The sequence below is a fragment of the Paenibacillus xinjiangensis genome (genome assembly GCF_059686975.1).
This window is the reverse complement of sequence record NZ_JCAALS010000003.1, coordinates 205,916-230,001: the sequence shown is the minus strand read 5'-3', so window position 1 is coordinate 230,001 and position 24,086 is coordinate 205,916. Positions and strand designations below refer to the sequence as shown.

Genomic DNA, 24,086 nt, shown 5'->3' with positions numbered 1-24,086 from the left:
TTCAATCAGACCCTGGGCTTCACGCGATTCGTCGGCTGCGCAGCATAAGGATCATCCGGCCAATAGTGCTTCGGGTACCTCCCCTTCAAGTCTTTCTTCACTTCAAAATACGTATGACTCCAGAAGCTCTCAAGATCTCTTGTCACTTGGACTGGTCGCTGTGAAGGCGATAACAAGTGAATAGTAAGCGGAAGCATGCCGCTTGCAAGCAGCGGAGTCTCTCGCCAGCCGAACAGCTCCTGCAAGCGTGCTGCAATGAAGGGCGCCGAAGGATCGCTGTAATCTACTGGGATTCTCGAGCCGCTTGGTACAGTCATATGCGTCGGTACTTGCTCATCGAGCTGCTGTCTCTGCTGCCAGGTGAGCATACCCTCCAGCACTTGCAGCATATTCAAGCGCTGCATCTCACTTCGGCTTTTCATACCGATCATATGAGGCAACAGCCATTGTTCGAGATCCGCTAACAATGCCTCTTCGGACACATTGGGCCAGCTGTTGTGATAGGTTGCCATAAGCTGCATACGGGCTTGGAGCTGCTTCGCTTGTTTACTCATCGGCAGCAGCCTCAAGCCCTCCTGTCTAACCCCTTGCAGCAGTGCAGCTGCAATCAGCTCAGAGGAAGGCTGCTGAAGCGGAGCTTCCTTCAATATAAGAGCACCAAGACGAATTCTTCTGCGCGCTCTTACCGCTTGGGCAGCAGCATCCCACTCCACATTGTCCTCTTGAATCACTTGATCGCCAGCTGCAAGCTCCAGCTCCTCATAGTCCAGATTGGCCGCTAGTCTGATCCGACTTTCTTGTCCCGCATCATCGATGTCTGCTGCTGCCAAATACGGTGCACGTGACAAAGGCTGAAGCTCAGACAGAACAGCTCCTCGTCCATTAGCCAGCAAATAGCGCCCGTCGCTTCGCCGCTGAGCGATACGATCTGGATAAGCAAGCGCTAGCAGCAAGCCGTATGAATCCGAACTATGCGGCATGGTATCAAGAGCTGTCGCTTGCTTCCCACTCTTATACTCTTCACCAAGCATCCGACGCCATTGATTCGCCTGCGTCTTCATTCGCTGAACCGCTCCCCGATCAATGTCATGACCACCCAGCCGGAGTACGTCCATTCGCAGCTTAATATCTACGTTTCGCTCTCTGGGCAGTAAGTCTGGCTCACTTAGTAGCGCAGCCAGCTCACAGGCCTTGTCTGCCATTCCAAGCTGCCAAGCTTGCAGCAGCATGTATCCAAGTCTCGGGTGTAGACCAAGCTTCGCCATTCGCTGGCCCCATTTAGTAGGTACACCTGCTTCATCAATTGCATGCAGCAGCTTGAGAAGCGCTATCGCGTTCTCAAATGCGGCTTGCGGTGGGAGCGTCAGCCAAGATAGTTCAGACGGATGCTTGATTCCCCATATTGCTAGCTCTAGTGCTAAGGGAGCCAGATCCGTCTCTAGAAGCTCTGGTGTGCTCTGCTGAGGAAGATAAGCATGCTCCAGCTCAAGCCACATCCGATAGCAGACCCCCGGAGCGAGTCGACCAGCACGACCACGCCGTTGATCTGCGGACGCCTGCGATACCGCTATCGTCTCGAGTCTTGTCATTCCTGTACGTACGGAGAAACGCGGTACACGCATCAACCCACTGTCGACGACAATACGTATACCCTCAACAGTAAGGCTTGATTCAGCAATGGATGTCGCCAAGACGACTTTGCGCTCTCCTGGCTTGCAAGCGGCAAGCGCCTCATCCTGCCGCTCAAGCGGCAGCCCGCCATACAGCTCTTCTACTCTTACCGAGGCTTCAAGCTCTGCTCTTGCAAGCAGCGAAGCCGTGCGCCTAATTTCTCCAACCCCAGGCAGGAAAACGAGCATGTCACCCGCATGCTCACGCAGTGCTTCCACAATCGTAGCAGCAACAGCTGGCTCTATTTTCCCATCTACTCTTTTGCTCGCATAGATCGTAGTAACAGGGAACACTTTTCCTTTGCTTGCTATAATAGGCACATCGCCAAGCAATGCCGCCACTGGCTGAGTATCGAGAGTAGCCGACATCACTAGCAGCCTAAGATCTTCTCTAAGCAGTGCTTGCGATTGCAGACTGAGAGCAAGCCCTAGATCACCGTGCAAATGCCGCTCATGGAATTCATCGAATAACACTGCCCCCACTTGCTCCAGTGCGGGATCCTCTTGCAGCAGCCTCGTAAGCACACCTTCAGTAACAACCTCGATACGAGTCTTCGCACTAACCTTCGTATCCAGACGTACCCTATAGCCGACCGTCTCGCCAACTTGTTCCCCAAGCATACGCGCCATATATTTAGCAGCTGAGCGCGCTGCAAGTCTTCTTGGCTCCAGCATGATGATCTTACGACCCTTCAGCCAAGCTTCTTCGAGCAGCGCGAGTGGCACCCGAGTCGTCTTACCTGCTCCTGGCTCAGCAACGAGTACCGCATTATTCCCTTCTCGCATTGCAGCTAGAAGCTCAGGCAGCACGTCATCTATCGGTAATTGTTGCGTCATTATCTGTATTATCCCCTATTCAACCCAATTAGTTAATGACATTAATCTATATACTTAATCTCATTAATTATTTCATAATCCTCATCATCTGCACAACCGGTCGGTTATCCCCTGTCAGCTTGCCTTCTGTGCTGCTAAGCTGAGAGGAGCCATCTCCATCCAGAAAAACCCCATCTACCAACTTCCCAACACCGATCTCCTCCATAATCGCTTCTCGGAAGGAGCCCAGCGTTCCTTTTGTACGGCTAACAACGAGATACAGCATTCCGTTCTTATCATACACTGCTGCTGAACGCAGCCGATCTTCATCCGGATAAGGTGCATTCTCAGCCAAAGCCTGTGTTAGCCAGCCCGCTTCATTGCCAATACTCATGCTGATGCCTCCTTGCGCCCAGAAACGAGTATGATCCCTTACTTTAAGCTCGGTTGCTTCCTCAGCAATCTGTACCGAGAGCTCGTCTGCGGCTCCATCCCACACGAGCGTACCGCGAGCGTATTTGGCATTGCTAGCTCCAGAACCATATTCACCAATTGCCCCATTAACCGGTAGACTGTTCACAACCGCAATGCTAAGCAGTGCATCCTCATAAAAGAAACCGCCGTTAATGCCATAGAAGGAAGTCAGCGTTACATTATTATGAATAGCTGTTAGCGATACATTCGACGGCTTCGTCTTCAGCACATGCAGCTCCATTCCATTGGCTGCTGTTGTTTTCTCATATGTATAAGCTTTCGGAATATCCTGTACAGCCTTGATCTCTTCGCTCTTCGACAAGGAGTGGACCATTATCATGAACAATACTACGGATACTGCTAGTATGCCTAGCATAATGGCAATGATGGCTGCAACTCTGCCGCGACTGATTGGAATCAATTTTTTGATATGATTATCCATGGTTTAGACCTGTCCCCTATTCTCTATTGATCAATTAAACCAGCCTTTTCGGCGAAACCATACGAACATGCCAAGACCGATAAACAGCATGATACCTAATAATGCAAAATACCCCCATTCGAGATCGAGCTCAGGCATATGATGAAAGTTCATTCCATATATACCGGCAAGAAAAGTCAGAGGCATGAATATGGTCGTAATAACGGTCAGCGTCTTCATGATGGAATTCATGCGGTTCGAGTTGTAGGAGATGAAGCTATCTCTAAGATCGGCTGTCATTTCTCTGCAGGAATCGGTCATTTCAGACAGCTTCAACAAATGGTCATAGATATCGTGGAAGAAGGCGATGCAATTCTTAAGACCTACAATTTTGTCCGTATTCAGAATTCGGTACAGCAGCTCCCGCATAGGCAGAATCGTCTTGCGAAGTCTGAGCAGTCTGGATCTGATGTTGAATATATCATCCATCGCCGTTTGACTCGGCCCGCCGCCTCCGCCAACCTCCATATCAAGCAGCTGCTCCTCCAGCTCCTGTACGGCAGGGAAATACTGATCAACAAGCTTGTCTATAATCGTATAAGCAGCAAACATATGAACGTCTGCACCCAGCTTATCCGAACGCTGAACCTTCAGCCACGCATCATCTATCTCTACAGAAGGCTGATAATGGAACGTAACTAGACTCCGCGTGCCGAGGAACATATTCACCTCATGAACCGATAGCGTGCTTGGATCTATCGAATGAAGAACGAAGAAATGCATATCGTCATAATGATCCATCTTAGGCCGCTGGAGCAAATGAAAGCAATCCTCAATGGCTAGAGGGTGAAAATGAAAAAAGGTCTCCAGCAGCATCGATTCTTCATCATCAGGCTCACTGAAATCTACCCAGTACCATTCAAGCTCTATCGTTCTCAGCTGATCTAGTGTTAGATCATGCCGCCATTCCTGTTCCTTCGTCAATGCTATAACTCGAATCAACAGCTATGCCTCCGCTTCTTGCTAACTTTCGCCGAACTGTTCAATAAGTGCCTTACACTTGCGCTTCAGCTCTTCTTGCAGCCGATCTGAGCTGGCTGATTCGCTCTCAAGCTGCCAATGCAGTTATTGTGCCTCATCCAATTGCTGCCCTACACGTTCATGCGATGCTTTTATTTTACCCTGTACAACCCAATCTGTAATTAATCCTTCAAAAAAAAAATCGGCGAACTTTGCCATTCCGCTAATATCGATCGTTAAATCTGAACGGTGGTCAATAAGCTTAGACTCTTGCTATCGGCTTTAGTTGCATAGCGGAAGTTGGTCATGGTATTATTGTCCATGTGCCATACATGGAGCTGTGGTGTAGAGGCCTAACATGCCTGCCTGTCACGCAGGAGACCGCGGGTTCGAATCCCGTCAGCTCCGCCACTATCGACATACTTAACGAGCAGAGAATTCATTCTCTAGCTCGTTTTTTCTAATTGTATGAAGGAGGGCTCCGATGTGACAGTCATTCGCGGACGCTTCGAACCTACTCCATCTGGCTGCATGCATATCGGCAACGGCTGGACCGCAATTCTTGCGTGGCTTCATACTCGCAGCGCAGGCGGTCAATTCGTGCTGCGCATGGAAGACATTGATCAGCAGCGCTGCAGGCCGGAACTCGCTCAGCAGGCACTTGAGGATTTGCGCTTTCTCGGTCTTGATTGGGATGAAGGCCCCGATCTAGGTGGACCATTTGCCCCATAGAAGCTGCTCTTGCAAGACTGGCTTACACGAAGCATCTCTACCCATGCTTCTGCTCTCGTGCTGAGCTCCTTGCTGTAGCTAGTGCGCCGCATGGTCTTTCAACGGAGGGACCTGTATATCCTGGCAGCTGCCGACACCTCACCCCCAAGCAGCAAGAGCGAAGGGCCTCCAAGGCACCTTCGCTCAGGTTTATAGTGGATGATCAAACAATTGTTTCATTCGAAGATGGTCTCACAGGCAGTCAAGCTTTCCCTCCCGGATCGGGCGGAGATTTCGTTGTTAAGCGGGCAGACCATATGATTAGCTATCAGTTGGCCGTTGTAATCGATGATGCCGATACCATCTCTCAGCCTGTAATGAATCAGCTGCTTCAATAGAAGCTTGAGATAGCTTAGCTTGGATATGCCGAGCAATACTAGCAGTATCATCAATAGGAAAGACGACTGCCCCTTGAGGCAATAGCTCTCTGCGCAGGACATGATAATAGTCTGGCCACACAGCAACCGCAGTTACACCAGTCAACGAGTTTAACAGTTGTTCATCCTCATGGCAGCGGATTGTAACAAGTTTCGGATAGGGCTCTCGCTTGAAGCCTTCCACCAATAGCATCGCAGATCGCGGTGCTTCATCTGCTAATTCAAGCAATGTCGAAGAAGACTCCTTAACGATAGCTGTACGACTCTGCGAGGTAATGGCTGACCATGCTGCACCCGCTTCACGGTGACGCCGAGTATCACTGCCCTCAGGATCAGCATCGAATTCATGTCCATCCCGCTTAATCGTAGCAACTGGTGTGCCGCTCCCCTGGAAATGAGTAATTAGACGGCACATCAAATGCGTCTTGCCTGTGTTCTTATAGCCTACGATTTGATAGATAGCCGAAGCTCGCATCACTCATCGCCTCCATCTGAAGTGCTTCTTCATACTGCTGTCGTGTGTTCACGTTCACTGTGAAGCGGCTGTCAAGGCCAAGCGCCAACAACTCACGCTCATTGATTGTGACATATGGAATACTTGCCAAGAAATGCTTCATCCCTCTATGACCGGCTTCCAGACAGCTCGTCGCCGCTTCTCCGCATTCTGCACGGTACACCGCTTGCAGCGGATGCAGTCGGCCATCTATTTCGGGTACAACCGCCATGCACTCGCTCTGATGCAGCTTATCCAGCATGTGAACAGCAGCAATCTCGGATACGAATGGCATGTCACAAGCGGATACCCATACGACTCTTCCTTGCTCCGTATATTCGAATACTGATCGAACAGCAGCGAGCGGTCCTTCATCTGGAATGGGGTCAAGCTGAACCTTTGTTACCGACAGCCCCTCTACTGCATCAGCCTGTTCCGTGGTTCCGACAATGACCGTCACGTTACTGCAAATGACATTCATACGTTCCGTAATCCGTTCCAGCATCGAATGCTTCCCCACTGGCAGAAGTCCCTTCATTTCTCCATTCATCCGTCTGCTGAATCCGCCTGCTAGGATAGCTCCATCAATGAGTAGCATAGGCAGGGAATCCGGAATCGACAGACTCAATGTGTACGGCACTCACTTTAAAATCAGGCATTTTGCAAATTGGATCTAACGAAGGATTGGTCACCTTATTCACATTTTGTACATCACCCCAATGCATCGGGATGAACACCGTATCCTCTCGAATAGACTTGGAGAATACACAGCGTACAATAACGGTTCCTCTAGCTGATGTGACTCGCACTAGGGTCCCATCCTCAACATGCAGCTTCTGTGCGGAATTAGGATGAATTTCCATGAAATTCTCGACTGCTCGTGCAGCTAGCGTTGGACTTCTCCTTGTCTGCACACCAGTCAGGTAATGCGACAACACTCGACCGTTCGTTAATAGCATCGGATATTCAGCACTCGTGACTTCCGCAGGAGAAGGCTGAATTACGGGTTGAAAGACGGCCAATCCCTCGGGATTCGGGAATGATTGCTCGAACAGCCTTTTCGTGCCCGGATGGTCGGTTGCAGGGCAAGGCCAATAGATCCCTTCCTCCTTGCGCAGCCTATCATAAGTAATACCATAATAATCGGCTAGTCCGCCACGACTGGCAATGCGCAATTCATTGAAGATATCCTCAGAAGAATCAAATTGAAAATAAGAGCCACGACCTAGCTGTTCTGCAATTGCACACAGCACCTGCCAATCATGGCGAGTCTCTCCCGGCGCAGGTCTGCCTGCTTCACGAAGCAGCACTCTACCTTCTACATTCGTCATCGTTCCTTCATTCTCCAAGTAAGATGTTACAGGCAATACGATATCTGCTAATAATGCGGTTTCGGTAAGGAACATGTCCGCAACCACGAGGAAATCCAACTTGGACAATGCCTCTTCAACAAGTGGAGCATTCGGATTCGAGACTATTGGGTTTGACCCCATCACGATAAGCGCTTGAATCTCCTCCTGATGAATACGCTCCATCATTTCGTAGGCAGATACGCCTTTGCCTGGAAGCTCCTGCTCGTTAATGCCCCAGACCGAAGCAACATATTCCCGATCTTGTGCATTCTCGATGGATCGATAGCCGGGCAGCTGATCAGCCTTCTGGCCATGCTCCCTGCCACCTTGTCCGTTACCTTGACCTGTTACGGCGCCATAGCCGCAGCCGGCTCTTCCAATCTTCCCTGTTGTGAGTACCATATTAAGAAAATTCCTTACAGTCAAATGTCCGTCAGCATGCTGCTCGACTCCCCTAGCCGTGAAGACCATCCCCGTCTTTGCCCGTCCATAGGCCAATGCCGCCCGCTGTATCTTCTCCTCGGGCACACCGGTGGAGCGAGCGATATCCGCAAGGTTTACAGATTGCAGCTGAGCTTTCAGCGCATCAAAGCCTTTTGTACGCTTATTTACGAACGACTGATCAACAAGCCCCTCGTCTATAATTATTTTGAGCATGCCGTTAACGAGATCATTATCTGCACCTGGCTTCACTTGAAGATGAAGATCAGCAAGCTCGGCAGTGGCGGTAACACGAGGATCAATAACGATAAGAAAAGCCCCATTTTCTTTGGCTCTTGTGAAATAAGGCATGAGCGTCGGCTGGCATTCAGCGATATTAGTACCGGCAAGAATGATGCACTCTGCTAATGGAATATCGGACAGCTGATTCGTCAAGCCGCGATCGATGCCGAACGTGCGGCTCCCTGCAGATGCCGCTGCCGACATACAGAAGCGGCCGTTATAATCGATATATTTGCTCTTCAAGGCCACTCTAGTGAATTTACCCAATAAATAGGCTGATTCATTCGTCAAGGAGCCTCCTCCATATACGCCAACTGCATCTGAGCCTTTATCCTGCTGCAACGTCTGTATTCTCGTGCCGATTGCTTGAAGCGCTTCTTCCCAAGAGACAGGAGTCAACAGGCCATCTTTCCTCATCAGTGGATGCATCAGCCGCTCACGGCTCATTGCGTGCTGATGCGCGTTCATTCCTTTAATACATAGCCTGCCCTCGGACGCCGCATTCGGAACTCCCGTTACCATATACATGGATCGGTTGAACGGTTGTCCTTGTGTTTCTTCCACCGTCATTTTGCATTGCACGCTGCAGAACGGGCATTGGGTTTTCATTAGCGTCGTCATCGTTAGCTCACCGTCCTTGTCGAACATACACCACTAAGTTCATTTCCTTGAGCCACTCTCTGCCTCATCAGCAGCTCATCCCGTACTTCAGCATCGAGCACGATCTCTCTAATATTGTGCAGTCCTACACGTTCAAGCCACTTCCAAGCCGGTTCTCCATAGAAGGCAGATTCTCTATACCATTCGATACAGGACATCATAATCGCTTGCGCTTGAAGCTCCGAGGCTTCTACACTAATAAGCTGTGCTTGCTTGACTGGGTGCTCCGAATGACCTCCTGTATATAGCTCCCAGCCTATTGGAGAGCCCATGATGCCGAAATCGCTGACCAGCACACCCGCAGGATACGCGGTTCCTGCCGATACGGCTATTGTAACAGAATGGGGCATTTCTAAATCCTTCATCTTCGATTCAATGCTTGCTCCCATTCGTTTATTGTCTCGGACCCCACTAGCCTCTTGTTGTCCAGAAGACCCTACAATAACTGTCGACAGCGTCAGCAACTTACTGCTCCTCTCGCTAATATAGCCGGAAGCAGCTGCTTGTTGCTGCACATAATACATAAGTGCTGGACCACATAGGCGGCAGCCATCCGTTGTTCTCCAATCAAGCTCACGTCTGACTGTCTCTATATTCTTGTAGTGCTTCTTGCTTATTACACTCTTGAGAGCGACATGATCAAGGTCTGTGCATCCACATATCGCAACAGCTGGAGGTGCAGCTGACATCCCTCCTGCGATTGCTTTCTCGATAATGGCCGCTACTAGCGGTTTACAGCCTCCGCAGGATCCAGTAGCTTTCGTGCGATCACGAACATCTATCACATTCTTGGCGCCGCCTTCAAGAACAGCCTCCACAATCACTGATTTGCAAACTCCGTTGCAGGCACATACGGTATCGCTATCTGCTAGTGCATCTACTGCGGATGAAGCTCCGTCTCCATTGCCCTGTGTTCCACTGTTCCTCTCCAGAACAGATACAGCAGCTTTCTTTTTGATATACCCGAGCAGCTGAGTGCCTTCTGTACTGTCCCCGTACAATACCGCTCCTATAATTTTACCATTCTTCATTAACACCTTTTTATAGATTCCCTTCACTCCGTCATAATGCTGGAGTGCTGTACGGCTCTGATTATCCCAGATAGCACCTGCCGAGAATACTTCAACTCCAGAGACCTTAAGCTGAGCATATGGTACTGAGCCAACATAAGGCTCTGTCTTCATTCCGCACAAATGCTGGGCAAGCACTTTGCCTTGCTCATATAGTGGAGCAACCAGGCCGTATACGGTATCCCTATGCTCGGCACATTCGCCAATCGCATAAATATTCGGGCAGTCCGTTTCCATATAATCATTCACGACAATAGCACGATTAATGCCAATGCCACTTGCAGCAGCGATCGCGATATTCGGACTAATGCCCACTGCTACTACAATTAAGTCTGCCTTCAGCTTCGTACCATCAGAGAACAGCAAGCCTTCTGCTCTTTTCCGGCCAATAATTTTCTCCGTCCGTTTCTCCAGCCAGAATCGCATGCCTTGCTTCAGCAGCTCCTCCTTCAATAGATCCGAGGCTAAAACATCCAGCTGTCGATTCATCAGGTAGGGGGCATTATGAACGACATCAACCTCCATCCCTAAGTTCAGCAGACCTCTTGCCGCCTCTAATCCGAGAAGTCCCCCTCCGATGACTGCAGCTCTCTTATACATGCTAGAAGCACGAATCATCGTTCGGCAGTCTTCCATATTACGGAAGCCTGTGACTCCTTCTTTGTCAATGCCAGGCAGCTGAGGGAGGAAGGGCGATGAGCCGGTAGCCAGAATCAGACTATCATAATCGAGCTTCAGTCCGGACAGTGTCTCGATACGCTTTCTCTCTTTATCGATATATTTGACCGTCTCCCCTGCGAACAAGCGAATATTGTGCTCTTTGTACCAATCCCAATCATTAATCGTAATGTCATTAATGGATGTATCGCCCTGCAGCACTTTGGACAGAAGAATCCGGTTATAATTGGGATGTGGCTCACTGCCAACAACAGCTATGTCAAATGCATCTGGAGCCAGCTCAACAATATGCTCCACGCATTTCATCCCTGCCATTCCATTGCCGACTACAACCAGCTTCCGTTTCTTCATAGTAAGCCGCCTTTCTATGTCGTATTCATTGTTAGGTTAAGTAGATGAACCGTACCTTATCTCCCGCTGATGCCCCATTTCCCCCTGCTCGTATTTCCGCTATTGCATTCGCCTCTGCGAATGCAGCAATATTGCCAGATTTATCGTTGGCTATCGGAATGACTGTATATTGTCCGCCCTCCATCGCTACATACGATCGAATATATCGCGGATAAGGACAAGGGATGGTGACTGGAGCCTCCAATTTCCCTTCCAGCCAGCGATGGGCATATGATCTCTTCCCCATCAGCCTAAGCACAGCTGGCTTGACTAGCAGCTCAAGTCCTGAGTAGCAAGCCGATGGATTACCGGATAAGCAGATAACGAATTGGGAGTCCCTTCTATAAGCCGAAGTAGGCGTGCCTGGACGCATTAGGACCTTCGTAAATAATGGCTCACATCCGATCCGCTCAGCGGCTCGCGCTACGAAGTCGTAATCTCCTACTGATACGCCCCCAGTCGTTACAATCAAATCCGCTTGAAGCCATGCTAGATTGATAGCAGCTGCTATGTCATCCAAATGGTCAGATATCGCATCATAACGAATCGTCTCCGCTCCTAGCACACGCACGAGCGCTTCTACCGAAAGACTATTGGAATCATAGATATGAGACGGCTTAAGAGATGCTCCCAGCTTCAACAGCTCATCGCCAACAGGAATGATCGCGACAACTGGCTTCTTAAATACAGGGAGATCAGTTAAACCATATGAGGCTAGAATCGCTATTTCTTTGACCCCTATGACAGTCCCCTCGCTTAGCAATTGCTGTCCGCAAGGGACATCCTCTCCCGCTTCAGCAACATGCTTTCCTGCGACAGCAGGCTGCTTCACATGGACATAATGGCTTGCAGAGTCCATCCCGTCTGTCGAACAGCTTACCGCCTCCTGCATAATGACTGTATCGAATGTTTCAGGCACAGGCGCACCGGTAAATATTCGTACTGCAACTAATTCCTCCTCAGCAGGCTGGCTGCGCTTCATCATTTCATTCTTGCATTCCCCTGCTCTCCACTCATCAATAACACGCAGACGGATTGGATGATCAGGATTAGCTGTACGTGTCACTGATGAACGTACAGCATAGCCATCCATGGCAGATCTGCGGAAGGGCGGCATTGGAAAAGGCGTCACGAATGCTTCCGCAAGTATTCTGCCTACCGAGCTTTGTAAAGGTACTCTTTCTATAGAGAGAGCTGAACTTATCTCTTGGCATAAGCGCCGAAGTGCTTCTTCTATTGAAACCACGGTCGATACATTCATGTCTACAGCAGCCATTCAAGCACCCCCCTGGAAGCCATAAAGAATTAAATAAACAAGAAAAACCCGTCCCTTGCGTAAGGGAACGGGCTTCATTGCCGGAATTCAATGACACACCATTGTGCCTTAAATCAGTATTTGTTTAGAGCATAATAGAACTTCGTGATTATGTCAATATATATAACGCAGTCCACTCATTCAATGAGTTTCGCCTCCTCATTTTGAGACTAATATTTTTTTATGTTAAGTTTATTGACACGTTATTCACATTACTTTATACTTCAGTTGGGTTCACAATGTCGTGACCGTACAATTCCGGATGCACAGAGCTGTGCTTCCGTTGGCAATGAGGCCGCACTCCTACCACCAGGGCAGGAGTGCGGCCTATTAGACGTTTATGTGATGGATAGGTAGTGCATGCTTACGCCCCGGGAGCGTAAGTATGAAAAAAAAAAAAAAACAAGTGGAGGGGCTTTGAAATGATGAACAACACAACATTCTGGAAGAGTGGTCACAAGCCGTCTTTGTTCAGCGCTTTTCTTTATTTTGATATTAGCTTTATGATATGGGTACTTATCGGTCCTCTTATCGTCATAATTATGGGTGATTATCCAATGAGCGCCACTGAGAAAGCCAATCTTGTAGCCCTTCCTATTCTCGGAGGCTCCATACTGCGGCTTGTACTCGGATTCATGACTGATTATATAGGGCCGAAGAGGACAGGACAGCTCGGCATGCTCCTTACGATGGTTCCTCTAGTCTGGGGTTGGAAATTCGTTGACTCTCTAGCCGAGCTGCATATCGTTGCTATTCTACTAGGTGTAGCTGGCGCCTCCTTTGCAGTTGCTTTACCGCTGGCGAGCCGTTGGTATCCACCCCAATATCAAGGATTAGCTATGGGTATAGCTGGTGCAGGTAATAGCGGTACCGTATTCACAACGCTGTTCGCCAACCGAATTGCACAGCACTATGGCAGCTGGGAGATCGTTTTCGGTCTAGCCCTCATCCCTATTGTTATTGTATTCATTATATTTACTATATTTGCCAAAGAGAGCCCTAATCAGCCTGCTCCTAAGAAACTATCCTCATATGCCAATATACTTAAGCAAAGGGATGCTTGGTTGTTCTGTCTGCTATACAGCGTCACCTTTGGCGGCTTTGTCGGCATGACGAACTACTTAACCATTTTTTTCAACACCCAATACAATCTATCCGCTGTACAGGCGGCTGACTTCACAACCGTATGTGTAATTGCTGGCAGCCTCTTCCGTCCTGTAGGCGGGTACTTATCCGATAAGATTGGTGGCATTCGAATGCTAATAATCTTATACGCAGGGGCTGGCCTAATGCTGGCATCGATCTCTCTCATACCGCCTCTGTATGTCATCAGCGCCTTACTGTTCGTCGGAATGATGTGCTTAGGTGCAGGCAACGGCTCTGTGTTCCAGCTGGTTCCTCAACGCTTCGGAAATGAAATTGGGCTCATTACAGGAATAGTTGGTGCTGCAGGTGGTATTGGCGGTTATCTGCTGCCGCTCATCCTCGGAAGCTTGTATCAATCAACAGGCTCCTACACGCCAGGCTTCCTCATCTTGAGCGCTATTGCACTCTCATGTGTCATTCTGCTGCTAGTCGTACAAGGTGCTTGGAAGAGAACCTGGATTGGTCAAGGCGGAAAAGTTAAAGTCGACACTCTTGATTCATTGAAAGCTTAAGTAAACGTTGGAGCTTTCTCCTTAACCTTTAATAAGCAAAGAGCTTTCGCCCTCGGCGAAAGCTCTTTGCTATTATTAGCCTGCTGCTCCTCAGCTCTCATGCTGTGTACGGCATGTCTCATGAACGGTCTCATATACAAGACGACCGATTGCATTCCCAATCGTTGTTGCTGCTCCAGCGTAGGCGTGTATCGCACCATATTGGGCGTTCTGGCTTACTCCTAGCACAACTGCATCCGTCGTCGTTCCTGTTGCAGAGACATCATGATCAGAATCCTTGATATTCAAATCCTGCAAGGCTGCCGCCTTTGCCTCTGCATAAGTAATGATCGCATTGACCATCGCAGAGTCTGTCATTTGACCATCAATGAGCAGCACCGTATTAATTGTACCAGCCGTATAGGCTGAGAAAGTCTGGCGTGGCAGCCCTGCTCGGGCGGCATTACGTGTCCCAGAGGTCGTGCAGCAGAGCAGCTTGAAGCCATCCCCCTCCAGCTCAGCGATTGAAGCATGAGTAAGCTTGGCTGCTGTAAGCAAGCATACGGTTCGTTCCGATGTATATCCCCATTCCTGAAGCTGCCTGTCCACATCACTTACCGGATCATCACATTCATAGGGAAGAGGCACCTTCCAGTTGACAATTCGATTAGCTCTAGCGAAGCCCCCAAGATGAACAGCACTGCTAAGCGTATGCAGCTGCACCGGACTATAGGTTTCTATTCGATGCTCCAACAATTCCAGCTTCACACCTTCCCATAAGCCAGATTGATACACATGCCCTTGTCGAAAAGGCTGGCTCATCGCTCCGCCACCTCCATCCCCAGCAGCTCGTAAATATGCGGAAGATCAAGATGCTCACGCGCATGCGCAGCCAATCGGTCAAAAGCAGCCTCCCTGCGTTCATGGAACCTCATCGATGCGGGCAGCCGCTCTAATCCCTTATCCTGCCGAATAGCGTTGAGCCAAGCACGGCGAAGATCATCATTATGCAATACCCCATGAATAAACGTCCCCCACAGCCTGCCATCGTTCGATACTGCCCCTTCCAGTTCCTGAGAAGTCACCTCAGCCTTTTCAAGATCAGCAGGGCCATGACTCTCTCTAATTGAAAAAGGCTGTGACATTCCCCTAGCAGCATCAATGGTTCCCATATGAATCTCATAGCCTTCTACGGGCAGAGCAATAGACGACCAAGAAAAGCGCGCCTCCCCTGCTATTCGAACAGTACGTTTATGCTCTAGGAAGGTGACATCGAACGGAAAATAACCCAAACCCGCTAACTCCTTATATTCGGATTCTACTGCATGAGGATCAAGCAGCCGCTCACCGAACATCTCATACCCTCCACATAGCCCAACCGTGTGACCACCATCCCGCACGTGAGCTGACAAAAGGTCAGCCAACCCCGTCTGCCGCAGCCAGTTCAAATCCTCAATCGTATTTTTGCTTCCAGGAACGATAACTGCATCAGGATTTCCCCATTGCTCCGCTGAGTCTACGAACCGAATGCGCACATCAGTCTCGAACCTCAACGGATCCATATCGGTGAAGTTTGAAATACGCGGCAGTCGAATAACGACAATATCGAGCCTATTCGCTCCCAGCTGTGGTTCATCATCCCCTTTGTTGTCCAGTGACAATGAATCCTCATCCTCCAGCTCCAAGCCTGGCAAGTATGGCAGCACTCCGATGACAGGCTTGCCTGTTCTCTCCTCCAGCCATTCAAGACCAGGACGAAGCAGCTCGATATCTCCTCTGAATTTATTGATGACAAAGCCGCACACTCGATCTCTCTCATCAGGCTCAAGCAGCTCTAGTGTCCCGACGATTGAAGCGAATACACCGCCCCGATCAATGTCTGCGACGAGCAGAACAGGTGCATCCGCCCATGCAGCCATTCGCATATTCACAATATCTCGGTCCTTTAAGTTAATTTCAGCTGGACTGCCAGCCCCTTCAAGCACGATGATCTCATACGCCTTCCGCAGCCTATGCATCGCATCCCTCACAATGTCACCTGCTATCGGCAAATAACTCTCACGATACTCCATCGCATCATAGTCCCTAAGCGGCACGCCATGTACAACAACCTGTGATGACATTTCTCTCGATGGCTTCAGCAGGATCGGATTCATATCTGTCGTTGCAAGCACCCCGCATGCATCTGCCTGCATGCCCTGCGCGCGTCCGATTTCCTTCCCATCCCAGGTGACATAGGAGTTCAAGGACATATTTTGCGATTTAAAAGGAGCCGTCAGCTTGCCGTCCTGCTTGAAGATCCGGCATAACGCAGCTGTCACGAGACTTTTACCGACATCAGAAGCCGTTCCTTGTATCATAATCGTTCGCCCTAATGGGTGATCACTCTGTTCACTTAAGCGCAAGCTCTAGCCCTCCTTCTCTACATGTAAGTCAGCGAGGCATTGAGATAGAGCAGACAAGAGCCGGTCATTATCGTCACGGATCTTAATTGCAAATCGGCAGTACGTATGGTCCAATCCGGTGAAATGGGATGCATCCCGAATAAGAATGCCTTTGCGTCCCATCTCCCTCTGCAGGCTTGCTGCTGTCAGGCCTTGTACTTCGGGCAGCTTTACTAGAACATAATTCGTATCGCTTGGAACAACCTTCATACCAAGCTTCTCCAGGTGACTAACCATGTAAGGGCGCTCCTCCTGCAGCCAGACTAATGTGTCATCTGCATATTGCTGCTCATCCAGCACCGCTTCTCCAATAAGCTGAGCCAGCGAGTTCACGCTCCACGGAACCTGCAGCTGTCGAAGCGCCGCAATGCGCTGGGGAGCACCAACGATATATCCGAGGCGGATGCCTGGTATAGAGTAGAATTTCGTCATGGATCGTATGACGAACAATTGTTCATTTATCGAGGCTTCTTGTATGAGTGAGTATTTGGGCTCATCAGGCAAGAAATCCATAAACGCTTCATCCACCACTACGGTAGCTCCTTCGCGTAATAATTGAATAATAACAGCGGGATTAACAAGACGGCCTGTTGGATTATTCGGTGAGCCCAATATATAGAAAGGGGCTGGAGCAGCCATAGCTTGCTCAATTGATTTCGTTGTCAGCTCAAAATTATCCTCTGCACGAAGCATGATTGGCAGGATACGCCCATTAATCTTGCAGACCGCGTCTTCGTATTCAGCAAAGCCAGGCATAGCTAGTCCTGTCACAGCTGGATTAATTGAACGAACAACGAGATCGATTAATTCAGCAGCGCCATTGCCTACCAATATAGCTTGCTCATCAATACGATGCTTCTTCGCAAGCTTGGCCCGAAGTCCTCTCACAGCAGGATCAGGATATTGATTAATTTGCTCAGCATATCGCTGCAGCGTCTGCTTAACAGATTCCGGCGGTCCCAGTGGATTCATATTCGAACTGAAATCCACGAACTCCTGCGCAGACAGACCGAATGATTCTTCAGCTGTGCGCAGATCGCCTCCATGCCCGTATCGTTCCAGCATAGTTGTAACACTCCTTATCTATTCATTCCTAATAACAGCGCCAATAAAAGTACAGCCTCCACTGTCTCATTCAATGCCCCGTACGTGTCGCCTGTTAATCCACCTAGCTTGCGATTAAGCCAGATAGCTGCACAAGATCCGGATCCAATAGTTAATACAGCTCCAAGTGCAAGTACAACACTTGATTCAACAGCTGACAATCCTGCAAGCGTGCTAACTAACAGGGTCAGTATAGCTGTCCATAGGAGACCAACACTAACTTGAATCCATGAGACTTTCTGGAATAACGCGCCCATCCCTTCCCCTTGACGGGCATTCGGCCAGCCAGCAATGGCTGCAGACATCCACCAGCGACTCCATATCGGAATAACGGCAAGCAGGGCGAGCTGGCGCAAGGGCAGTTCGACTGCTGCAAGCTCCGCCAGTGCAGCGAACTTGAACAGGATCAGCAATACAGCAGCAATGACACCCATTGCCCCAACCCGGCTATCCTTCATTATCTCAAGCATGCGCTCTCTGGATCGATGACTAAGCACCCCATCTGCTGTATCCATCCAGCCGTCCAGATGCAATCCCCCGCTAAGGGAAATCCACAGTGCTAAGAGAATAACCACAGCGGTTAAGCTTGGCATGACCAATAAGAGAATGCCATAAGCGGCATATAGCAGCGTCCCTATTACAGTCCCCGCAATTGGAAAATAAATAACGCTGCGTGTCAGAACACGTTCCTCAAAAGGCACTTGCAGCGGTATCGGCAGTCTTGTCAAAAACTGCAATGCTGCAATCAGTGCTTGTCCGTGCAGCTTCAACGAACGAATAACCATAATGCCAACACTCCAGCCATTATTAGAATGCTTACCGCGTATAATAAGCGAATCGTCTTAAGGATATCACTTGCTTCCAGCATGCGAAGCGGCCACCCCATTCTCGCACGTTCACTTGGCTGGCCGAAATAATAGTTCAGCCCCCCAAGCTCAATGCCAATAGCGCCAGCAACAGCAGATTCAGGAATACCGCTATTCGGGCTTGGATGCAGACTAGCGAACTTGCCGATTGCAAGCCATGCTCGCCGTGACGACATGCCCGGCTGCACCAATGCCGATAACGATAAGAGCAGACCCGTTACCCGTGCGGGAATATAATTCAGCACATCATCTACCCGGGCCGAGCACCAGCCGAAATACATATACTTCTCATTGCGATACCCCACCATTGAATCCAGCGTATTCGTTGCCCGATAGAGCATGGCTAGCGGAGCGCCGCCCAATAGAGCAAATATAATTGGAGATACTAGCGCATCCACTGTATTCTCTGCTACCGTCTCAATAGCCGCTCGTGATGCTTCTGCTTCGCTGAGCTGTGATGTATCACGACCAACAATGTAGCCCACATACTTGCGCGCTTCATCTATAGCACCCTTCGTTAGTGGCTGATAGACCAGCATCGCTGCTTCCTTCAGCCCCTTCACGGCAATAGTGGTCGATATGAACCAGGCACTAACGGTATAACCAAGCCAAGGATGAATCCAGGCAGCAGCTGCCACTATTAGCCACATCACACCGAATGAAACCAATAAAGTTGCAATCGTTAATAGCATGCCAGCCATTCGAAGCCTGCTCGGCGTTCTCTCGGCCCAGCCTGTACGCAGCCGTCTCTCTAGCACACGAATAAGCCGACCGATCCAAATAACAGGATGGGTCGGCCATTTCGGATCGCCAACGATCCAATCGATAGCGATAGCTGCAGCTGCAAGCAGCAACGCTTCCTCTAGTGAATAGAAGAATATCATAAGCTGTCCCACTGAAAGGCTTGCGATTTAAGCTCGACAGGAATACCCGCTGTAACGAGAAAGACCCTCTCACAGATAGAAGCGATTAATTGATTAAGCCTTCCCGCCTCATCACGAAATAGCCGTCCAAGCGGATAAGCGGGTACAATCCCGTCACCAACCTCATTCGTAACGATAACCAGCGGATAGCTGTAATTAGCAATGGCTTCCGCCAATATAGCCGTTTGTCGCGCTACATATTCACTCATGATCAGCTCAGGCTGCTCCAGCTTGTACTGTTCCGCCTGCATAAGCCAATTCGTTAACCAGAGCGTCAGGCAATCAAGCAGTATGACTGGCGGCTGAGCTCCTTCAGCAGCTGTCGCAGCAATTGACCTCTCTACACGCTCCAGCTGCTTGGCAATCTCCAGCGGCTCCTCGATCGTCTGCCATTGGAAGCCAGATTCGGTCCGATCCAGCTGATGCTTACCGATCCGCTCGGCCATTTCATCGTCCCATACCTGCCCTGTCGCCAGATAAATGCCTTCATTCCCAAGACGAGCAGCAAGTTTCTCCGCGAATACACTTTTTCCGCTGCGAGCACCGCCTGTTACTAGCATTGACATCCTTTCACCTACTCTCTTGATACGCCAGCACTTTCGAATGTAGCCATCTCCTGCATAAGCTTCAATGCTGCATCAATGAAGTGGAAGCATAGCACAGCGCCAGTCCCTTCTCCGAGCCGCATCTCCAGTTGAATCATCGGCGATAGTCCGATCGATTCAAGCAGCTTATAGTGTCCCTGCTCCTGTGACAAATGTGACGCAAGTATATACGGCTTCACTTGCTCGGCCAATCTTACCGCTATAAGTGCAGCCACTGATGAAATGTACCCATCTATTACGACTGGACAGCGATTCGCAGCAGCGCCGAGAATAACGCCTACAAGTCCTGCAATTTCGAGTCCTCCAACTTTGGCCAATACATCTAATGGATCCATGACTTCAGGCTCATTGAAGGCAATCGCCCGTTTCACTACCTCCACTTTGTGGAGCCATACGCTATCATTAATTCCCGTTCCACGTCCAACTGACTCCTCTGCCGGCATACCGGTTAGTACAGTTGTAATTGCAGCGCTGGCCGTTGTATTGCCGATCCCCATCTCTCCAGTAGCGAACAGCCGATAGCCCTGCTTCACCAACTTGTCTACTAGATGAACGCCCGCTGTAACCGCAGCAACAGCTTCTTCCCGATCCATCGCCTGCTGCTTCGTCATATTCTCTGTGCCGGGCCTGATCTTCAGGTCAATCAACTGTGGATGCTCCACATGACCCGCGACGCCAATATCCACACAGTAGACATCCGCGTTCGCCTGCTTAGCCAATACGTTGACAGCTGCTCCACCATTCAAGAAGTTAAACATCATCTGCTGGGTTACTTCCTGTGGGAACGCACTGACACCTTCCTCGCACACACCATGATCCGCTGCCATGACAATTACAGCCTTCTTACTAAGATCTGGCCACAGCTCCCCAGTAATGCCAGCAAGCTGAGCGGCAATCGTCTCCAGCTTGCCTAGGCTGCCAGGGGGCTTCGTCAGTTGGTCCGAATGCCGCATTGCAGCTTCTGCCTCACTCTCATCAAATGGCACAATACGACCAATCGTATTCGCCACTTTTGCACAATTATTATCATTCATTCATTGTTAACCTCCCTTGCCATATGTGAATGTCATTCCTAAATCCTTTATTTGTGAGCTGGCTGCAGCAGCAGCTGCGGTACACCGGATACGGGATGCATAATGATCATAGCCTCCGTACCGTAGACCTTCCCAATCAGTTCTTCTGTCAGCACCTGCTTCGGAGGACCGAATGCCGCAATTCCGCCATTATGCAGCACCATCATTTGCTCGCAATATAAGGCTGCTAGATTCAGATCATGCAGCACTGCGATTACGGTAATTTCACGCTCTTTCTGCCATTCACGAACGGTATCGAGCAATTGCACCTGATAGCCAATGTCGAGATATGTCGTTGGCTCATCAAGTAGAATTACATCGGGCTCCTGAACCATTACCTTCGCCAGCGCTGCACGCTGTCTCTCACCGCCGCTTAGCTGATCCATCGTCCGGTGCTGCAGCTGTGACAACCCCATAGCTGCAATTGCACGGTCAATGAGGATTGTTGCATCCTGTTGTTCATCTCCGAACCAGTTCTGAAAAGGAAACCTGCCCATTGCAACCACTTGACGGACGGTAAAGCCTACACGAGGCAAGCCGCCCTGCTGCAGAACAGCGAGCCTGCGCGCAAGCTGCTTGCGCGGGTAGTCTGACACATGTCTGCCATCTAGCTTCACATGTCCAGCTGTCGGCTTTGTTACACCTGACAACAAGTTTAACAAGGTGGATTTGCCAACTCCGTTAGGCCCAATAATTCCGTACATCCGGCCAGCCGGCAGATCGAAGGAAATACCACTTAGAATTGGCTGCCCTTGTATGCTCTTAGTCAACTGCTTCGCCTCTATCATAACGCCCCCTCCTGTCTTCGTTTGCTCCGATACAGCAAATAAGCGAAGAACGGTGCACCGACAAGCGCTGTCACGATACCGAGCGGAATTTCCTTCGGACTTAGGGCCATCCGAGCGAGTGTGTCCGCCCACATCATGAATATCCCACCGCCAATGGCTGATAACGGAATAAGCAGACGATAATCCGGTCCAACGAGAAGTCTTACCAGATGAGGAATAACAAGACCGACGAAGCCAATCACACCAGACACAGATACAGCAGCAGCTGTTAAGAGAGTCGAGCCAATGAGTACGATAAGCTTCGTTCTCTCGACCCTTATGCCCATATGTGCGGCATGCCGTTCACCGAGCACGAATAAATTAAGCGCTTGCGCATAAGACAGCAGCAGTGGCAGCCCGATAATAATGAATGGCAGTACGATATACACATGCGACCAGCTTCTCATAGCAAGAGAACCCATTAGCCAGAACAAAATCTGGTTGACTACATTATCAGACAACGACACCATGAAGGAAACAAACGCACCTAAGAAGGCTTGAATAATAACGCCTGATAGAATAAGCGTCTCTGTCTGCATGCCGCCCCTGCTTCTCGCCAGCCAGAACACAGCCAATAACGTGATCGTTCCTGTAGCAAAAGCAACAATCGGAATTGTCCATACGCCGATCAATGCCTGATAACCGAATAGAATTAAAAAGGCCGCTCCAACCGAACAGCCCGAAGCAACACCAAGCGTGTAAGGATCCGCGAGCGGATTACGAAGCACGCCTTGAAATCCGGCGCCTGCTAACGCTAGGCAAGTCCCAACTAGAACACTTAACAGCACTCTGGACAAACGGACTTGCGTAACTATCGCTATTTCGCTTTTTGTCCATTGTGACAAACCATCACTCATCCCTGGCAGCTGATGTACAAGAATACCCCATACATCCCGAATAGCAATTCCGGCTGTGCCAATCGACAGACTAAGTACGATAGAAACAGCAAGAAGGAGCAATGCTGCTCCTCCATAGCCTAACAATTGACGTTTCATTATTATTTCACGAGATCCGGATGGATCTTCTGAGCAAGCTCCAGCAGACCATCAGCCAATCTTGGTCCTACTCGAACAAGCGGGTCTTCTGTAACTGCGAATAGCTGCTTGTTGCTAATAGCATCCATTGCTTCCCAGCCTGGACGGCTCTCAATAGCTGCCAAGATCGGATTAGGGTCTACTTGCAGATCAGGATAAATAATGACATCCGGGTTCTGCTTCACAACTTCCTCCGCACTTACTTCATACCAGCCTTCTTGACTGCCAGCAATATTCTTGCCTCCAGCAAGAGTTAGCAGCTCATCAAGGAAAGTCCCTGAGCCTACTGTCCATCCTGCTGAAAACTCGAGGTAGACTGTTTTCTCAGGAGCGTCCTTTACAGCATCAGCTACCTGCTGCTTCACCTCTCGCATATGATCAGCCACTTCCGCAGCTTCGGTTCCTTTATTCATTATTTTACCAATTAATTCTATTTTGGCAACCGTTGCATCATAGGTTGTAGGCTCAGAAGCGAATACTGTAATATCGAGCTCACGAAGCTGCGTAATCGCATCTGTATTCATGCTTGAAGATGCAAGCACGAGGTCAGGCTCAAGTGCCGCCACCGCCTCAATATTGGTAGTCATATCTCCTACCTTCTGCTTAGATGCCGCTTCCTCCGGATAATTGCTGTATTCATCTACTCCAACAACTTGCTCTCCAGCTCCGATAGCGAACATAATTTCTGTCTCGCTTGGCACTAGCGTTACGACTTTAGCTGGCGCCTGCTCGAAGGTCACCTCTGTTCCCGTATCATCTTTAATCGTTAAAGGATACTCACCAGCGGTCTCTGCTTGGCCGCCTGCCTGGTTCTCATTAGCTGCTGAGTTCGGAGAAGCAGGGTTAACCTCTTCCTTATTACCACAAGCTGCAACAAGCAGCAGCATTGCTGTTAACATCAGAGTTAAGATTAACTTGTAGACCTGTTTCTGTTTCTGTTTCTTGTCATTCATTTGATTTGTGCACTCCTTATGTGTGATAAAAACAAAAAAAACATTTCAGGCAGTGTGCCGGAAATGCCGATGTCTTTTGCTCATGCAAAAAACAATCTATCCCAACAGCATCCTAATTCCACGTAGGTTGTTGTAATCGTTAAACAGGCAGGTCTCCTGACTTAGAGCTAGCATAACGGCGTCTTCCCAGGTGTTGCATACCCAGTGACTTACTGCCGGATGCCTTCTCCTTGCTCAAGCGTCGGGCTTGGCAGGTTCACTCTTCACAGTGGCGGGTCCGCGTCGGAATTTCACCGACTTCCCTATTAAGCCGCAGCTTGTACAGAAGTATAAGCTGCGGCACCTATTCGTTGTACTATGGAATTGTGAGGTAAGATGTAGTAACTATAC

Annotated in this window: 19 protein-coding genes, 1 tRNA gene, 1 pseudogene and 1 riboswitch; of the genes and pseudogenes, 3 read left to right on the top strand and 18 right to left on the bottom strand. The window is 49.6% G+C overall.

The genetic code is table 11. From position 1 onward, the window contains the following. Window positions 1-5: 5 nt before the first annotated feature. The 3 genes from hrpB to corA form a co-directional block, all read right to left on the bottom strand. On the bottom strand, window positions 6-2,507 hold the full coding sequence (hrpB, locus tag AC6ESP_RS05040) for an ATP-dependent helicase HrpB (RefSeq protein WP_497095580.1): 2,502 nt from the start codon (window positions 2,505-2,507) through the stop codon (window positions 6-8). A 67-nt stretch (window positions 2,508-2,574) separates the two neighbouring features. Further along, the gene (locus AC6ESP_RS05035) at window positions 2,575-3,402 is read right to left on the bottom strand and encodes a hypothetical protein (RefSeq protein WP_497095579.1); all 828 of its coding nucleotides are present in this window, start codon (window positions 3,400-3,402) and stop codon (window positions 2,575-2,577) included. A 30-nt stretch (window positions 3,403-3,432) separates the two neighbouring features. Next, window positions 3,433-4,383: a magnesium/cobalt transporter CorA gene (gene corA, locus AC6ESP_RS05030; RefSeq protein WP_497095578.1), complete on the bottom strand. Its 951-nt coding sequence runs from the start codon at window positions 4,381-4,383 to the stop codon at window positions 3,433-3,435. Between the two features lie 352 nt (window positions 4,384-4,735). On the opposite strand from corA, the gene AC6ESP_RS05025 reads away from it, so the two are divergent. Further along, window positions 4,736-4,812 (top strand) — tRNA-Asp (locus AC6ESP_RS05025). A 57-nt stretch (window positions 4,813-4,869) separates the two neighbouring features. Next, a pseudogene (locus tag AC6ESP_RS05020) lies at window positions 4,870-5,468 on the top strand (glutamate--tRNA ligase family protein); the annotation flags it as partial. Here the strand turns inward: AC6ESP_RS05020 and mobB are convergent. From mobB to AC6ESP_RS04995, 5 genes are read right to left on the bottom strand one after another with little or no spacing between them, the layout of a single operon-like run. Further along, window positions 5,434-5,964: a molybdopterin-guanine dinucleotide biosynthesis protein B gene (gene mobB, locus AC6ESP_RS05015; RefSeq protein ID WP_497095635.1), complete on the bottom strand. Its 531-nt coding sequence runs from the start codon at window positions 5,962-5,964 to the stop codon at window positions 5,434-5,436. The pseudogene AC6ESP_RS05020 and the gene mobB overlap by 35 nt on opposite strands. Window positions 5,965-5,986: 22 nt before the next feature. Further along, window positions 5,987-6,670: a molybdenum cofactor guanylyltransferase gene (mobA, locus tag AC6ESP_RS05010; RefSeq protein ID WP_497095577.1), complete on the bottom strand. Its 684-nt coding sequence runs from the start codon at window positions 6,668-6,670 to the stop codon at window positions 5,987-5,989. Continuing rightward, entirely contained in the window at window positions 6,627-8,765 is a 2,139-nt protein-coding gene (gene nasC / locus AC6ESP_RS05005; protein WP_497095576.1) for an assimilatory nitrate reductase catalytic subunit NasC, read from the bottom strand. The genes mobA and nasC overlap by 44 nt, the downstream gene beginning before the upstream one ends. Beyond that, the gene (gene nirB / locus AC6ESP_RS05000) at window positions 8,741-10,876 is read right to left on the bottom strand and encodes a nitrite reductase large subunit NirB (protein WP_497095575.1); all 2,136 of its coding nucleotides are present in this window, start codon (window positions 10,874-10,876) and stop codon (window positions 8,741-8,743) included. Before nirB ends, nasC begins: the two co-directional genes overlap by 25 nt. 31 nt (window positions 10,877-10,907) lie before the next feature. Next, entirely contained in the window at window positions 10,908-12,191 is a 1,284-nt protein-coding gene (locus AC6ESP_RS04995; protein WP_497095574.1) for a molybdopterin molybdotransferase MoeA, read from the bottom strand. A gap of 464 nt (window positions 12,192-12,655) precedes the next feature. Between AC6ESP_RS04995 and AC6ESP_RS04990 the strand changes: the two genes are divergently transcribed. Further along, window positions 12,656-13,888 carry a nitrate/nitrite transporter gene (locus AC6ESP_RS04990; RefSeq protein ID WP_497095634.1) on the top strand — a complete coding sequence of 411 codons (1,233 nt, stop codon included), beginning with the start codon at window positions 12,656-12,658 and terminating at the stop codon, window positions 13,886-13,888. Between the two features lie 90 nt (window positions 13,889-13,978). On the opposite strand, the gene AC6ESP_RS04985 is transcribed toward AC6ESP_RS04990, so the two are convergent. From AC6ESP_RS04985 to AC6ESP_RS04940, 10 genes are read right to left on the bottom strand one after another with little or no spacing between them, the layout of a single operon-like run. Continuing rightward, window positions 13,979-14,689 carry an adenosylcobinamide amidohydrolase gene (locus AC6ESP_RS04985; RefSeq protein WP_497095573.1) on the bottom strand — a complete coding sequence of 237 codons (711 nt, stop codon included), beginning with the start codon at window positions 14,687-14,689 and terminating at the stop codon, window positions 13,979-13,981. Then, the gene (locus tag AC6ESP_RS04980) at window positions 14,686-16,272 is read right to left on the bottom strand and encodes a cobyric acid synthase (protein WP_497095572.1); all 1,587 of its coding nucleotides are present in this window, start codon (window positions 16,270-16,272) and stop codon (window positions 14,686-14,688) included. The genes AC6ESP_RS04985 and AC6ESP_RS04980 overlap by 4 nt, the downstream gene beginning before the upstream one ends. A 3-nt stretch (window positions 16,273-16,275) precedes the next feature. Next, on the bottom strand, window positions 16,276-17,376 hold the full coding sequence (gene cobD / locus AC6ESP_RS04975) for a threonine-phosphate decarboxylase CobD (protein WP_497095571.1): 1,101 nt from the start codon (window positions 17,374-17,376) through the stop codon (window positions 16,276-16,278). Between the two features lie 14 nt (window positions 17,377-17,390). Further along, the gene (cobS, locus tag AC6ESP_RS04970) at window positions 17,391-18,200 is read right to left on the bottom strand and encodes an adenosylcobinamide-GDP ribazoletransferase (protein ID WP_497095570.1); all 810 of its coding nucleotides are present in this window, start codon (window positions 18,198-18,200) and stop codon (window positions 17,391-17,393) included. Continuing rightward, a complete protein-coding gene (gene cbiB / locus AC6ESP_RS04965; RefSeq protein ID WP_497095633.1) occupies window positions 18,182-19,162 on the bottom strand; it encodes an adenosylcobinamide-phosphate synthase CbiB in 981 nt (326 codons plus the stop codon). The genes cobS and cbiB overlap by 19 nt, the downstream gene beginning before the upstream one ends. Next, window positions 19,162-19,770, bottom strand: a complete 609-nt coding sequence (gene cobU, locus AC6ESP_RS04960) for a bifunctional adenosylcobinamide kinase/adenosylcobinamide-phosphate guanylyltransferase (RefSeq protein ID WP_497095569.1) — start codon at window positions 19,768-19,770, stop codon at window positions 19,162-19,164. Before cobU ends, cbiB begins: the two co-directional genes overlap by 1 nt. An 8-nt stretch (window positions 19,771-19,778) precedes the next feature. Then, window positions 19,779-20,843 (bottom strand): nicotinate-nucleotide--dimethylbenzimidazole phosphoribosyltransferase, encoded by a 1,065-nt coding sequence (cobT, locus tag AC6ESP_RS04955; protein ID WP_497095568.1) that lies wholly within the window; start codon window positions 20,841-20,843, stop codon window positions 19,779-19,781. Window positions 20,844-20,890: 47 nt separating this feature from the next. Beyond that, window positions 20,891-21,670, bottom strand: a complete 780-nt coding sequence (locus tag AC6ESP_RS04950; RefSeq protein ID WP_497095567.1) for a heme ABC transporter ATP-binding protein — start codon at window positions 21,668-21,670, stop codon at window positions 20,891-20,893. After that, window positions 21,667-22,704 (bottom strand): FecCD family ABC transporter permease, encoded by a 1,038-nt coding sequence (locus tag AC6ESP_RS04945; protein ID WP_497095566.1) that lies wholly within the window; start codon window positions 22,702-22,704, stop codon window positions 21,667-21,669. The genes AC6ESP_RS04950 and AC6ESP_RS04945 overlap by 4 nt, the downstream gene beginning before the upstream one ends. Before the next feature lie 2 nt (window positions 22,705-22,706). Continuing rightward, window positions 22,707-23,696, bottom strand: a complete 990-nt coding sequence (locus AC6ESP_RS04940; RefSeq protein ID WP_497095565.1) for an ABC transporter substrate-binding protein — start codon at window positions 23,694-23,696, stop codon at window positions 22,707-22,709. Between the two features lie 129 nt (window positions 23,697-23,825). Beyond that, window positions 23,826-24,058, bottom strand: a riboswitch (cobalamin riboswitch). Window positions 24,059-24,086 lie beyond the last annotated feature (28 nt).